Raw genomic sequence first — 13,543 nt, forward strand, 5'->3', positions numbered from 1 at the left:
GATAGTTATGAAGAAGGGTAATATCATCGTTTCGTGGATGACCTCCACGGATCATAAGGTGATCGGGTACATGTATCTGATCAGTTCCTTCGTGTGGTTCTTGGTCGGTGGCCTCATGGCCCTGCTCATCCGCGCGCAGCTGTTCGCTCCGGGTCTCGAGGTTATCGCGACCAAGGAGCAGTACAACCAGCTGTTCACCATGCACGGCACCATCATGCTGCTCATGTTTGCTACTCCGCTGTTCGCGGGCTTCGCAAACGTCATGATGCCGCTGCAGATTGGTGCTCCTGACGTCGCGTTCCCGCGACTCAATGCATTCGCATTCTGGCTCTACTCGTTCGGCTCGCTCATCGCGGTCGGCGGCTTCCTCACCCCGCAGGGCGCAGCTTCGTTCGGCTGGTTCGCATACGCGCCGCTGTCCGAGGTCACGTACTCACCGGGTGTAGGCGGTAACCTCTGGGTTCTCGGCCTCGGCATTGCAGGCTTCGGCACGATTATGGGTGGCGTGAACTTCATCACGACCATCATCACGATGCGCGCCCCCGGTATGACGATGTGGCGTATGTCCATCTTCACCTGGAACACGCTCGTCACCTCGCTGCTCGTTATCCTCGTGTTCCCGGTCCTCGCGGCCGCGTTCTTCGCACTCGCAGCTGACCGAATCTTCGGTGCCCAAATCTTTAGCGGTGAGGGCGGAGCAATTCTCTGGCAGCACCTCTTCTGGTTCTTCGGCCACCCTGAGGTCTACATCATCGCGCTGCCGTTCTTCGGCATCGTCTCTGAGATCTTCCCGGTCTTCAGCCGCAAGCCCATCTTCGGCTACAAGACACTGATCTACGCGACAATCGCGATTGCTGCTCTGTCGATGACCGTGTGGGCACACCACATGTACGTCACCGGCTCCGTGCTGCTGCCGTTCTTCGCCCTGATGACGATGCTCATCGCGGTTCCGACCGGCGTGAAGATCTTCAACTGGCTGGGCACGATGTGGCGTGGCTCGATCACCTTCGAGACCCCGATGCTCTGGTCGCTTGGCTTCCTCGTGACCTTCGTCTTCGGTGGCCTCACCGGCGTGATCCTGGCGTCGCCCGCGCTCGACTTCCACCTCTCGGACACCTACTTCGTCGTGGCTCACTTCCACTACGTCGTGTTCGGAACGGTCGTCTTCGCGATGTTCGCAGGCTTCTACTTCTGGTGGCCGAAGTGGACCGGCAAGATGCTCAACGAGCGTCTCGGCAAGATCCACTTCTGGGTCCTGTTCATCGGCTTCCACACCACCTTCCTCGTGCAGCACTGGCTTGGCGTCATGGCAATGCCCCGTCGCTACTACACCTACCTGCCTGAGGACGGCATCACCTGGGGTAACCAGCTCTCGACCGTTGGCGCGATTATTCTCGGCGCTTCGATGATCCCGTTCCTCCTGAACGTGTACGTCACGGCTCGCCGTGCACCGAAGGTCACTGTGAACGACCCGTGGGGCTACGGCCGCTCGCTCGAGTGGGCAACCTCTTGCCCGCCGCCGCGCCACAACTTCACGTCGATCCCGCGTATCCGTACCGAGTCGCCTGCGTTCGATCTCAACCACCCTGAGGTGAGTGGCATCGAACAGCCGAAGCCGGCCACGGTTCCCGATTTCGCCGAACAGAAGTAAGCAAGGGGATATCTCACTATGAAGTCAAACATTGTGATCTTCTGGATCCTCACGGTGTACTTCGTCGTCCTCGGCGTGGTGTACACCGGGTGGAACCTCATCACTCACAACTACGTTGAGTGGGCGGGAAGCACCGCCCTCTTCGGCGGCGCGTTCCTCGGCGGCTTCGTCGCGGTCTACCTCATGCTTGTCCAGCGCAAGCAGGGCGGCGTGCTCATCGAAGACCTCGACGATTCAGATATCGACGATGGCGATCCCGAGCTCGGCGAGTTCAGCCCGTGGAGCTGGTGGCCGTTCATGCTCGCTCTCGCAGCGTCGCTGTTCATCCTCGGCCTCTGCCTCGGGTTCAACTTCTGGATCACCTTCCTCTCGATCCCGCTCTGCATCATCTCGATCGTGGGCTGGGTATACGAGTACTACCGCGGACACTTCGCGAGGTAATCACACATCGTGGCAATCACCATCCGCCGGGGCCAGGCCGAGGACGCGCAAGCGCTCCTCGGCCTGGCCCGTCAGTTCACCACCGGACGCGACCCCATTGGCCGTGACGACTTCCAGGTCGCCTACGACAATGTGCTTCGCCGACGCGACCAGGAGACGAACGTCCTCTTTGTCGCTGAGAATGATGGGGTAGTCGCTGGCTACTCCCTCATGACTGTTTCTCGGTTGCTCCATGCGCCGGGTCTCACCGCCCACCTGCAGGAGATCGTCGTCGACGAGCACTCCCGCGGGATCGGTGTGGGGGATCGGCTCATCGCAGCTAACGAACACTACTGCATGGGTCGCGGGGTGCGTCAGCTTTCGGCTTCGACCGCCCGCATCGGCTCGTTCTACAATCACCGCGGCTTCGAGGCTGTCGGTGAGCACTACCGCAAGCTCCTCGAGCTGGAGTAGCGGTGAGCAGCGCCTCTGTTAGCGCTGCGCCCGGGGCCCGTCGTCCGCGGCGGCGCCCCGGGGAAAACCGTGCCGGCCTTATAGCCGCCGGCACCATCGAGTTCGGGCTCCACGGCTACGCCGGTGCGCAGACCTCCGCGATCGCCTCGCGCGCCGGAGTCTCCCAGCCCAACGTCTACGCGAACTTCTCTTCGAAGCGCGAGCTCTTCCTCGCGTGCGTGCACGAGCTCCTTCAGGCAGTCGCTGACGGCGGCACGGTGCTCACTGGCGATGATGTCCGTGACCTCGCCAGCCCGCCTCTGACCCAGGAGCGCGTGCTGCTCGTGTTCCAGGCCGTCGCCGCCGCACGCGAGCCCTCGCTCGCCCCAGATCTCGGCGAACTGCTCGCAGAACTCTACTCCCGGCTTGGCAGTGAGGCCCTCGCAGCGCTGCTGCTGCGAGCTGCGACACTGCTGGTGGATCCGGCGGCGGGGGAGTAAGACCCGCTCGGCGTCGCGCTTCGCTAGATGCCGTCACGGCCGCTGAGGAACCCGCTGCGTGCACGGAAGCGCGCTTCCGCAGTGTTGCGGCCCCAGCTGGAGCCGCTCGCCGTTGCCACAGCCCCTCATGACGTCCCTAGCCCCCGATTAATCCATTCCGCCCCGTTTATGCCCCGTGCAAGCCTCGGCATGGATGAATAGGGTCGATCAGGATGCCAAGTGCGGCTCCTTGTCCAGCGTTGAGCTCACAGCGGCTAGTTGTGAAGGGCCCTCGAGCTATCCGCCCAGAAAGGCCCTCGCGGTTGCGGCAGGATCCTCGGGTGGGCCGAAGGCGAGGCTTGCTCAGAGCATTGGACTCGAGGCGCGCTGCGCGCCTGAGGGGAGCGTGGCTAGGCCCCGGACCTCATGAAGGCACTCCCGCGGCCGGGGCGTAGCTTGCAGCTGTGATCGAGTCCAAGCGGTCTCCCGCGCTCGCAACGAGAGCGGGTATTTGAGCTTTGATGAGCCGGCTGTGGGAGGGGGTGAAGGAAGGATCCCGGCGAGAATCAGGACGCACGCGCCGTCACAAGCAAAGCGCCGCGCGCCTACCCACGCCGAGTGGCTAAGCGGCTCTTCACATTTGAAGGTGCAGCGGCATATCGCGGGGGAGTCGTACCGCGTGCGGCATTTCCCCACTCGCTGAAAGGCCAGCACCACCTGACGCCCACGCACACACCTGGGGAGCTCGGACTGGCACACGGCCCGCAGCCAGCTGCCCTGCCCGGCAAGGGCGCGAAGGGCCCGCGGCAGCCGCCACCATGGATGTCGGCGCGAGGCTGTGTTGAAGCGCAAGTGGCTTCGGCGTGAGTGCTGCGGGAACTCCCGCGCTCGCCGGCCAGCTGTCGGCGCCCGACAGCGCTGGCGGGTTCCCTCCGCGCCAATGGGCCGCGGCGAAGCCCCTTCTCGCTAGGGCCAACACCTTTCCGGGGAGTGGCCACACCCAGCTTGAGTCGCTCACAACCCATGACCTCAGCGAAGTCAGGAGTGATTTACCGCAAAAACACCATGACCTCGCTGAGGTCATGGGTCTTGAGCGTTCATCATCACGGAGGTCTACACCTTCAATTGCGAAGAGCCGGCTAAGCTCGCGCGAAGGATGCTCATCGGTAGACATCTCTTCCGCAAGAGGACATGCCTTCGACCGTCGAAATCACTCCATCTCGCTGAAACGATAGGCTTTCGGCGCCGTGGGGTGGGGAGCTCCAACTAGCGCCGCAACGCAGGAACCCCCGCCGAGCAGATGCTCAGCGGGGGTTCCTGTCGGTGTAGCGGGGAGCTACCGGGGGAGAAGCCTAGTGGCCCTCCTCCTTGCTCTGCTCGATCTCGCCCTGGGTCGGCGGCACGATGCGGTCCTCGAAGAACCAGCGCGTGAAGCCTGCACGGAGACGCTTCCCGAAGGGTATGCGGCCGTCGTCGTTCGGGCGAAGCATGACGGGTGCGTAATCGTGGTAGCTGACAAGCTCCCAGCGCTCGTAGTCGCTGACGGGCTTGTGAACTTCGACGTACTCGCCACCGGGGAGGCGGACAATGCGGCCCGACTCGTAACCGTGGAGTGCGATCGAACGATCCTTCTTCTGCAGCGCGAGGCAGATCCGCTTCGCCATGAAGTAGGCGATGATCGGTGCCACGATGAGCAGTGCCTGGAGCGTGTGGATCACGCCTTCGATCGACAGCTGGAAGTGCGTTGCCATGAGGTCGGAGCTCGCGGCGGCCCACATGACCGCGTAGAACGTGACACCGGCTGCACCGATAGCGGTACGGGTCGGCGCGTTGCGCGGGCGGTCAAGGATGTGGTGCTCACGCTTGTCGCCGGTGACCCACGCCTCAATGAAGGGGTAGATCGCGACGAGAACGATGAAGCCACCCATGATGATCACGGGAACGAGCATGTTCCAGGACCAGGTGTAGCCGAACCACTCAGTCTCCCACCCCGGCGGAATCAGTCGGAGCATGCCATCGGCAAAGCCGATGTACCAGTCCGGCTGGGTACCCGCGGAAACAGGGGAGGGGTCATACGGGCCGTACATCCAGACCGCGTTAATTCCGAAGAATGTCGCGATGAGCACGATCACACCGAAGACGATGAAGAAGAAGCCGCCAGCCTTCGCCGCGTATGCGGGGAGAACCGGGTAGCCAACAACGTTGCCCTGGGTCTTGCCTGCGCCGGGGTACTGCGTGTGCTTGTGGATGACCACGAACATGAGGTGCAGTGCGACGAAGAGGATCACGAGTGCGGGAAGCACCATGATGTGCAGCATGTACAGTCGGCCGACAATGTCGACGCCCGGGAACTCGCCACCGAAGAACAGGAACGAGAGCCACGTGCCGACAACCGGGAAGGACTTCAGCAGGCCGTCGATGATGCGGAGGCCGTTACCCGAGAGCACGTCGTCGGGGAGCGAGTAGCCGGTGAAGCCCTCTGCCATCGCGAGGATGAAGAGCACGAAACCGATGACCCAGTTGAGCTCGCGCGGCTTGCGGAATGCACCCGTGAAGAAGATACGGAGCATGTGCAGGCCGATCGACGCTACGAAGAGCAGCGCCGCCCAGTGGTGCACCTGGCGCATGAGCAGACCGCCACGGACCGAGAACGACAGGTCGACAGTCGACGCCATAGCGGCCGACATCTCGATGCCCTTCATCGGAACGAAGGGGCCGTCGTACACAACCTCGGCCATGGTGGCCTGGAAGAACAGCGTCAGGAACGTGCCCGAGAGCAGGATCACAACGAAGCTGTACAGCGCAACCTCGCCGAGGAGGAACGACCAGTGGTCGGGGAAGACCTTTCGGCCGAACTCCTTGACTGCAACGCCAGCCTTGGTGCGCTCGTCAATGTAATTCGCCGCCTTCGCGGTGAAAGTGCTTGAACCGCTCTGCTGAGTCGGCTTTTCAGTTACGGTGCTCACTTGAGGCGCTCCCAGTAGCTCGGACCAACAGGTTCAGTGAAGTCGCTGCGCGCGATGAGGTAGCCGTCAGCGTCGACCGTGATCGGGAGCTGGGGCAGCGGGCGCTTTGCCGGGCCAAAGATGACCTTCGCCTCGTCGGCGACGTCGAACTGTGACTGGTGGCAGGGGCAGAGCAGGTGGTGCGTGTGCTGCTCGTTCAGAGCAACGGGGCAACCGACGTGCGTGCAAACCTTCGAGTACGCGACGATGCCGTTGTACGACCAGTCCTTGCGCTCGTCGCGCTCCTTGAGGTCCTTCTCGTCGAGACGGATGAGGAGCACGATGGCCTTGGCCTTCTCGTTGATGAGGTCCTTGGCGGTGCCGAGGTTCTCGGGGACAACGTGGAAGACGGAACCGATGGTGACGTCAGCTGCGCGGATCGGCTCGCCGATCTTGTGCCCACCGTTGTCGCGAGCGAGGCGAATGCCCTTTTCCCACATCGTGTGCTTGAGCACCTCGACCGGGTCGACGTCCTGCGGAGCAAGACTGCGCAGGAGCGTGATGCCGGGGAGCGGGAACGCGATGAGCGCACCGAAGAGGCTGTTGCGAACGAGCGTACGGCGCGAGAAGCCCGACTCCTCGTCAGCGACGCGGAAGACCTCTGCCGCTGCCTCACGAGTTTCCTCGTTGCTCGGTGCCGGGTGGCGCTCGTCGATCGCCTCGACGTCCGACATGAGCGCCTTGCCCCAGTGGACTGCGCCGATGCCGAGCGCGAGCAGTGAAAGGGCCATGCCCGACCCCACGAAGACAGTGTGGAGTCGGATAGCCGACTCTTCACCCGTCTCAATGGGGAAGAACATGTAGGCCAGCACCGCTGCGAGGCTGCCAACGATTGAGAGATAGAAGAGGGAGTAGACGACGCGTTCCGCGGTCTTTTCCTTCTTTGGATCCAGCTCCGTCACACGCTTGCGGTGCGGGGGAAGGCCCGGATTCTGCACGGCGTCGCTCGAAATGACACCGGCACCAGCCGAAGTCAGATCAGGGCCGTGGCTCTGGGCGGCAACAACGGCGTTGTCGCCGCCGCTGCTCTTCGCTTCCTCTGCCATTTTGCTCCTTGATTCCTGAAAAGTGTAGATACTTTGCGAGTTCGACGAGTCGTGACCGACTAGTTGGACTTCGCGGTGACCCAAACAGTGAGTGCGACGATCGAGCCGAGCCCGATGATCCAGATGAACAGACCCTCAGCTACCGGACCAATCGACCCGAGTGAGAAGCCACCGATCGACGGCTTCTCCTCGATGTACTTGAGGTAGGTGATGATGTCAGCCTTCTGCTCCGGCGTGATGTTCGCGTCGCTGAAGACGGGCATGTTCTGCGGGCCGGTCACCATTGCGTTGTAGATGTGCGTCGGCTCGACACCGGTCAGCGGGGGAGCCCACTTGCCCTGCGTCAGCGCGCCACCAGCGCCGGCAACGTTGTGGCACATCGCGCAGTTAATGCGGAAGAGTTCGCCGCCGCGGGCCGAATCGCCCTCGCCTGCGAGCAGATGTGCTTCGGGAAGAGCGGGCCCGGGAGCCAGTGACGCGACGTACGCGGCCATCTGGAGGGTCTGCTCTTCGGTGAACTGTGCCGGCTTCACCATGCCCTGGGGGCCCTGGAAAGCGAGCGGCATACGGCCGGTGCCGACCTGGAAGTGCACGGAGGCAGCTCCCACGCCGATGAGCGAGGGGCCGTCTTCGCCGCTACCCTGTGCACCCATGCCGTGGCAGGTTGCGCAGTTCGCGGCGAACAGCTTCTCGCCGTCCTTGATCACGCTCGGTGACGTGAGGTCTACCTCGGCGGTTGCGGAGGTCGTGCTGATGCCTGCGTAGGCAGCTCCGGTCACGACCAGTCCGACCGCGAGCAGTGCTGCGGTGGCAAGTGGGTGACGACGCCCGGTCTTTGCGGAGTTCTTCTTGGCGCGAGCCATGATGTCTATTGCTCCTGACTCTACTTAATGACGTAGATGATGAAGAAGAGGATGATCCAGACGATGTCGACGAAGTGCCAGTAGTACGACACGACGACAGCGGTCGTCTCCTCCTTGTGCGTGAAGTTCTTGACCGCGTAGATACGGCCGATCACGAGGAGGAAGGCAAAGAGGCCCAGGGTCACGTGGATTCCGTGGAATCCGGTCGTGAGGTAGAACGCGGAGCCGTAGGGATCGCTTGCAAGGGTGATTCCCTCAGAAACGAAGACCGCGTACTCGTAGGACTGGCCGGCGACGAAGATGGCACCCATGAAGAAGGTGAGGAAGAACCATTCAACGGTTCCCCACTTCATCGGGCTCCACCCGGTGCGTCGTGGCTGCATCCGCTCAGCGGCGAAGACGCCTGCCTGAGCGGTGAACGAGGACAGCACCAGGATCGACGTGTTAATCGCCGCAAAGGTGAAGTTGTGCTTCGAGGTCTGTTCGGCCCACAGTTCGGGGTTCATTGCCCGAAGCGTGAAGTAGATCGCGAACAGGCCAGCGAAGAACATGACCTCGCTGCCGAGCCACACGATCGTGCCTACGGCGACTCCGTTTGGTCGCTTCACCGCGGGCACGGCTGACTTGGTATTCATAGTGGTCGTTGTCACCCTTCCATTATGGCTGAAAGTTTGGTGTGGATTTTCACTGATCATCGGCGCGCCGAATAATCTGTGCGAAATACCGTTACAGCCTACCCCGTTTGCTCACCTTGATGGACCACTTCGCCCGGGGTGTGGCGTGTCGTCACTAGGATTGTCTCATGACTGAAGATCGCACTTGGCCAGCAATTCTCTCGACGCTCCTCGCGGGAGAGGATCTGAGCGTTTCGCAGGCTGAGTGGGCGATGTCCCGCTTCATGACGGGGGAGGCGAGCGATGCGCAGATCGGCGGCTTCCTGATCGGCCTGCAGGCGAAGGGTGTGACTGTCGAGGAAGTCATCGGCTTTCGCGACGCGATTCTCGAGGAAGCTGCTCCGATAAAACTCCCCATTATGTCTCTCGATATTGTGGGAACGGGGGGAGATCGCTTCGGAACCGTCAATATTTCTTCGATGGCCTCCATTGTGGCCGCGGCGGCGGGCGCTCCCGTGGTCAAGCACGGCAACAAGGCAGCGAGTAGCCTCTCGGGCTCCTCAGACGTGTTTACGCAGCTCGGGGTGAACCTGCAGCTCGACGCGGAGCAGCTTGCGCGCTCCTTCGATCAGGCTGGGATCGCGTTCGTCCACGCGTCGCGGTTCTTGCAGGGCTTCAAGCACGTGGCGGCGGCGCGCGCAGAGCTCGGGATCCCCACAGTCTTCAACTTCCTCGGTCCGCTGTGCAACCCGGTGCGCCCGGAAGCGTCGGCTCTCGGCGTGGCGGATCTGGATCGCGTGCCGACCTTCGTCGGCGTGTTCAGGCTTCGCGGCGCGTCGGCGCTCGTCTTCCGTGGCGACGACGGTCTCGACGAGCTGACAACCACCGGGCACTCGCGTATTTGGGAGGTCAGCCGCGGCGGGCTCACCGAGCACGACCTCGAGCCCCGTGACCTCGGGATCCCTCGCGCTGACATTTCTGCGCTTCTCGGCGGCACGCCCGAAGAAAATGCAGATGTGGTTCGGCGTGTCCTCGGCGGCGAGAAGGGGGCGGTGCGGGATATCGTGCTGCTCAACGCCGCCGCCGGGCTCGTTGCCTACGACATTGCTGCCCAGCCGGAGTCGGTTGAGCGGCCCTTGCTCGCGCGACTGCGTGACAAGTTGGATCTCGCGGAGTCGGTCATTGACTCAGGCGGCGCCGAAGCGAAGCTGCAGGCCTGGGTCGACGCGACGCAGGCCGCGGGAGCGGCGAACTAGCGAGAGGATCCCGTGCGGTGCGGATCCGCGCCCCGGGCGGCCTCGATGAAGCGCGAGATGAGTTCGACGCTCTTCTCGCCAGGGGTGGTCTCGACGCCGCTCGAGACATCCACGCCTCCGGGCCGCGCGGTCGCGATCGCCTCGGCGACGTTCGTGGGGGAGAGGCCGCCGGCGAGCAGCCAGTGCTGGCCGAGCTTTGCCCCTGCGATCAAGCCGAGATCCCACGGCTCACCCGAGCCCGCCGCCGCACCGTCGACGAGCAGACGTTCCTCGCCGGAGTCCCCGGCTCGGAGCCCGGGGTGATCCGCGAGGCTCGCCGCACGCCAGACCCGCGGGTGGATCGCGCTGGCCACCGCGAAGTCCTCGCGCGTGTATGCGCCGTGGAGCTGCAGCACGTCGAATCCCAGGCGCACCGCGGTCTGAGCGGCCTCGACGGCCGGCATCTCGCGTACGACGAGCACAGTGTCGATGTCGGGCTTCACGCCCTTCGCGGCTGCGATGACCGCGAGCGCCTCTGCTTCGCTGGCATGCCGCGGGCTGCGGGGGCTCATGACGACGCCGACCGCGTCTGCCTGTTCTGATGCTGCGCGGGCGGCGTGGACGGCTTCGCGGAGCCCGCAGATCTTCACATACATGGCGGCAAGCTTAGCGGGCGCCGCAATCGACGCGGTGCGACTCGGCGTTGACGGCCGGCCTCACGGCAGCCCTCGATGCACATGATCTTCCCGCGCGGCGCGGGGCCAGTCGTCGCGGCCCCGGGCAGCGCGGCGGCGGATCGCACGCGGCTAGCTCTCAGTCTCGGGCGAGCTGCCGTGCCGGCCCTTCGGGCGATCCTCCGGCGTATCGTCGTCGGATGCTTCGGAGCCTTCGGGCTGCTCTGCCAGCGGCTCGGGCTCCTGTGGCACGCGCGGCTCCGGCTGCTTCTCGCCAACGACGAGCGCTGCGTCGCCCGAGGCGGTGTTTCCGGGGCGCGGCGGGCCGGGGGGCTGGATGCGCCCGGGTTCGAGCGTGCGCTGCACGTCTTCGCCGGTGACGCGTTCGATGGGCCCGGTCGTCGCGTCGACGTACCAGTCGGTGAGGGCAGGGTCGGAGCTGTCGAAGCCCGCACCCGCGCCCTCGTCGGCGGGAACCTCGCTCGTACCGAAGACGAAGTCGTCACCGTACTCGTCGATCCCTCGTCGCACGCCCTGCGCGATCGCGGCGCGAGCGTACTGGCGGCGGATGATGAACGGGTCGGTCTTCAGATCCTTCGCCCACGCCACCATGATGCCCATCACGATGAACGCGAATGGCAGCGCCGAGACGACCATGAGCGATTGCAGCCCCGAGAGCGCGTCGCGGCCGCCCGCGAGCAGCAGCGAGATCGCGATGAGGCTGAGGAGCAGCCCCCAGAGGATCGTGACCCACCGCGACGGCTCCGGCCTGCCCGCCTGCGACATCGACGCCATCACGATCGACGCCGAGTCGGCTGCCGTCACGAAGAAGACGACGACCGCGACCATCGCGATCACCGAGGTGATCATGGCGAGGGGGAGCCGCTCAAGCATTTCGAAGAGCACGGCCTCGCCGGATCCGCCGGTCTGCAGATCCTCTCCGCCCAGCGTCATCGAGATCGCAGTGCCGCCGTAGATGACGAACCAGGCGACTACGATCGCTGACGGCACGAGGACGACCGTGGTGACGAACTCCCGCAGCGTGCGGCCGCGCGAGATCTTCGCGATGAACATTCCGACGAACGGCGTCCACGAGACCCACCAGGCCCAGTAGTACGTCGTCCAGCTCGCGAGGAACTCTGCCGTGTCAGCGCCCTGGTTCGGGTTGCGGGCGAGCATGGTCGGTAGCTGACCGATGAACTCGACGAGCGACGCCGGCATGAAGTTGAGGATGAACACCGTAGGTCCCGCGATGAGCACGAACAGGCCGAGCGCGCCGGTGAGGATCATGTTCAGGTTCGACAGTCGGCGGATGCCGCGCTTCACGCCAGATACCGCAGAGGCGATGAACAGCGAGGTGAGGATCGCGATCGCCCCAACGAGGAAGGTGTTGCCCATCGGGCCGAGGCCCGTGACCATGCGGAAACCGCTTTCGATCTGGAGCGCGCCGATGCCGAGCGAGACGGCCGTGCCGAACAGCGTCACGATGATCGCGAACACGTCGATGATGCGGCCGAGTACCTTGTGGCTGCTGCCAGGAAAGACCGGTTCAAAGAGCGCAGAGATGAGCGGGGCGCGGCCGCGGCGGTAGGCGCTGTAGGCGATCGCCCCGCCGACGAGGGCGTAGAAGGCCCAGGCGATGGGCCCCCAGTGCAGTACCGTCTGCGCGAGCGCGGGGAGGGCTGCCTCAGCACTGCCGGGTTCGACGTCGAGCCCAGGCGCGGGATTCAGGAAGTAGGTGAGTGGTTCGAGCGGCCCGTAAACCAGCAGGCCGATACCCAGGCCGGCTGCGAAGAGCATCGAGACCCAAGAGGCCGTCGAGAACTCCGGCTCCTCGTCGTCCGCGCCGAGGCGGATACCGCCTGTGCGGCCGTAGCCGACCACGAGCATGAACAGCGCGACCGCGACCGCGAGCGCGCCGAACATCCAGCTGAAGTGTTCGGTCACCCACGCGAGTGATGCAGCCCCGACCTCGGCGAGATTGTCTGGGGCGATGAAGGCCCACGCGATTACCCCGATGGTGAGGGTGAAGGTGACGCTGAGCACCATCCAGTTGGTGGGGAAACGCAGACCGGTTTGCTCGACGCCGATCCCGGGAAGGAGACCCGGGTGGGGAACCGGTGGCGGAGCAGGCGCGGTGATTTTGCGCGTGCGGGGGAACTGATGTTCAGAATCCGGCATAGTGCCCTGTGTCTCCTTTGCTCCGTCAAAGCGACGGCCGTGGGGTTACAGGTCAAAGCTACTGTCACGGTGGAGTAATAGATAGGGCTGCGATATCGTCTTCGTGCGACCCTGCGGCGAATAATGTGGTTACGACCTGGGTTTTTGCCTGTTATCTGATCGTGACCTGCTCTGGGCGAGTCGCGCTGGGCAGGCGCCTTTTGGGCGCACTGCTTGGGCCGCCTGGCTGAAGGCTTGGCCGAGTGGCTTGCCTGGTCGCTGTGCTGCTGGGCCGCTGGGCCGCTGGGTCGAGTGGCTACTTGGCCGGCGCGTAGAGTCGGGGGAGCGGCGAGGGTGTGCTGTTACAGAGGGTTCGTGTCGGGCGCTGCGCTCGAGGCTGCTGCGCTGGAGCCGCCGTCGCTGGCGGCCGCGTTGCTGGAAGCGCCGGGCACCTCCCAGCCTTCGTTCTTGTCGAGCAGCACGCGCCCGGCCATGAACCAGTAGGGGAGTATGGCGATGGCGCCTGCCCCGACGAGCATGAGGATCAAGCTGGGAACCTCGGACCAGTCACGAAAGCCCAGCGCTGCGACCACCGAGGGGATGATGATCGAGGTGGCTGCCTGGGTGAGCCACAGCCAGAAGAGCATCCGCCGCGTCCGCTGACGGCTCTTGACCCTGACGCCCTTGACTGGCGTTTCGTAGACAGGGGCGTCGTTCGGCGTGGCTCCAGTAGCTTCTGTGGACATTGATCCTCCGAGTGGGGTGGCCGCTGGGGGAGGCGTCGCCCGCGGTTCCTGCTAGTCACCCTAGGCCGGGCGCGCACCTTCTGCAACGTTTGTCGCAAAAGCCATGCCGCCTCATGCCCGCGACGCCACGATCCAACGGTATCGGCGCTTCTGGCGGCCCACCGCGCAAGTTCTGGTCAGTTCCTGCCAGGAACTCG

General features: G+C 64.2%; 12 protein-coding genes. 5 read left to right on the top strand and 7 right to left on the bottom strand.

What is annotated here, in order from left to right:
* Positions 1-7 precede the first annotated feature (7 nt).
* Genes ctaD through ACI1US_RS07900 form a run of 4 tightly spaced genes read left to right on the top strand, consistent with a single transcriptional unit; the run spans position 8 to position 3,024 of the window.
* Positions 8-1,651 carry an aa3-type cytochrome oxidase subunit I gene (gene ctaD, locus ACI1US_RS07885; RefSeq protein WP_416549524.1) on the top strand — a complete coding sequence of 548 codons (1,644 nt, stop codon included), beginning with the start codon at positions 8-10 and terminating at the stop codon, positions 1,649-1,651.
* Positions 1,652-1,669: 18 nt separating this feature from the next.
* Positions 1,670-2,092 (top strand): aa3-type cytochrome oxidase subunit IV, encoded by a 423-nt coding sequence (gene ctaF / locus ACI1US_RS07890; RefSeq protein WP_461639565.1) that lies wholly within the window; start codon positions 1,670-1,672, stop codon positions 2,090-2,092.
* A gap of 9 nt (positions 2,093-2,101) precedes the next feature.
* Positions 2,102-2,545, top strand: coding sequence for a GNAT family N-acetyltransferase (locus ACI1US_RS07895; protein WP_416549526.1), 444 nt, complete (start codon positions 2,102-2,104; stop codon positions 2,543-2,545).
* Positions 2,546-2,547: 2 nt separating this feature from the next.
* Positions 2,548-3,024: a TetR/AcrR family transcriptional regulator gene (locus ACI1US_RS07900; protein WP_461639568.1), complete on the top strand. Its 477-nt coding sequence runs from the start codon at positions 2,548-2,550 to the stop codon at positions 3,022-3,024.
* A 1,331-nt stretch (positions 3,025-4,355) separates the two neighbouring features.
* Here ACI1US_RS07900 and qcrB read toward each other — a convergent pair.
* The 4 genes from qcrB to ctaE are packed head-to-tail and all read right to left on the bottom strand — an operon-like array spanning position 4,356 to position 8,552.
* Complete coding sequence (qcrB, locus tag ACI1US_RS07905) at positions 4,356-5,969, bottom strand: cytochrome bc1 complex cytochrome b subunit (RefSeq protein ID WP_416549528.1); 1,614 nt, start codon at positions 5,967-5,969, stop codon at positions 4,356-4,358.
* The gene (gene qcrA / locus ACI1US_RS07910; RefSeq protein ID WP_416549529.1) at positions 5,966-7,054 is read right to left on the bottom strand and encodes a cytochrome bc1 complex Rieske iron-sulfur subunit; all 1,089 of its coding nucleotides are present in this window, start codon (positions 7,052-7,054) and stop codon (positions 5,966-5,968) included. Before qcrA ends, qcrB begins: the two co-directional genes overlap by 4 nt.
* A 59-nt stretch (positions 7,055-7,113) precedes the next feature.
* Positions 7,114-7,917 (bottom strand): cytochrome bc1 complex diheme cytochrome c subunit, encoded by an 804-nt coding sequence (gene qcrC / locus ACI1US_RS07915; protein ID WP_416549530.1) that lies wholly within the window; start codon positions 7,915-7,917, stop codon positions 7,114-7,116.
* Positions 7,918-7,937: 20 nt separating this feature from the next.
* Positions 7,938-8,552, bottom strand: coding sequence for an aa3-type cytochrome oxidase subunit III (ctaE, locus tag ACI1US_RS07920; RefSeq protein ID WP_416549531.1), 615 nt, complete (start codon positions 8,550-8,552; stop codon positions 7,938-7,940).
* A 167-nt stretch (positions 8,553-8,719) separates the two neighbouring features.
* Here ctaE and trpD point away from each other — a divergent pair, with 167 nt between their 5' ends.
* Positions 8,720-9,787, top strand: a complete 1,068-nt coding sequence (gene trpD / locus ACI1US_RS07925; RefSeq protein WP_416549532.1) for an anthranilate phosphoribosyltransferase — start codon at positions 8,720-8,722, stop codon at positions 9,785-9,787.
* Here trpD and ACI1US_RS07930 read toward each other — a convergent pair.
* From ACI1US_RS07930 to ACI1US_RS07940, 3 genes are all read right to left on the bottom strand, one after another.
* Entirely contained in the window at positions 9,784-10,422 is a 639-nt protein-coding gene (locus ACI1US_RS07930; protein ID WP_416549533.1) for a phosphoribosylanthranilate isomerase, read from the bottom strand. The genes trpD and ACI1US_RS07930 overlap by 4 nt on opposite strands.
* A 150-nt stretch (positions 10,423-10,572) precedes the next feature.
* On the bottom strand, positions 10,573-12,621 hold the full coding sequence (locus ACI1US_RS07935; RefSeq protein WP_461639572.1) for a BCCT family transporter: 2,049 nt from the start codon (positions 12,619-12,621) through the stop codon (positions 10,573-10,575).
* A gap of 341 nt (positions 12,622-12,962) precedes the next feature.
* Positions 12,963-13,346 carry a hypothetical protein gene (locus ACI1US_RS07940; RefSeq protein ID WP_461639574.1) on the bottom strand — a complete coding sequence of 128 codons (384 nt, stop codon included), beginning with the start codon at positions 13,344-13,346 and terminating at the stop codon, positions 12,963-12,965.
* Positions 13,347-13,543 lie beyond the last annotated feature (197 nt).

This window comes from Leucobacter sp. BZR 635 (genome assembly GCF_048061935.2).
Classification (GTDB): Bacteria; Actinomycetota; Actinomycetes; order Actinomycetales; family Microbacteriaceae; genus Leucobacter.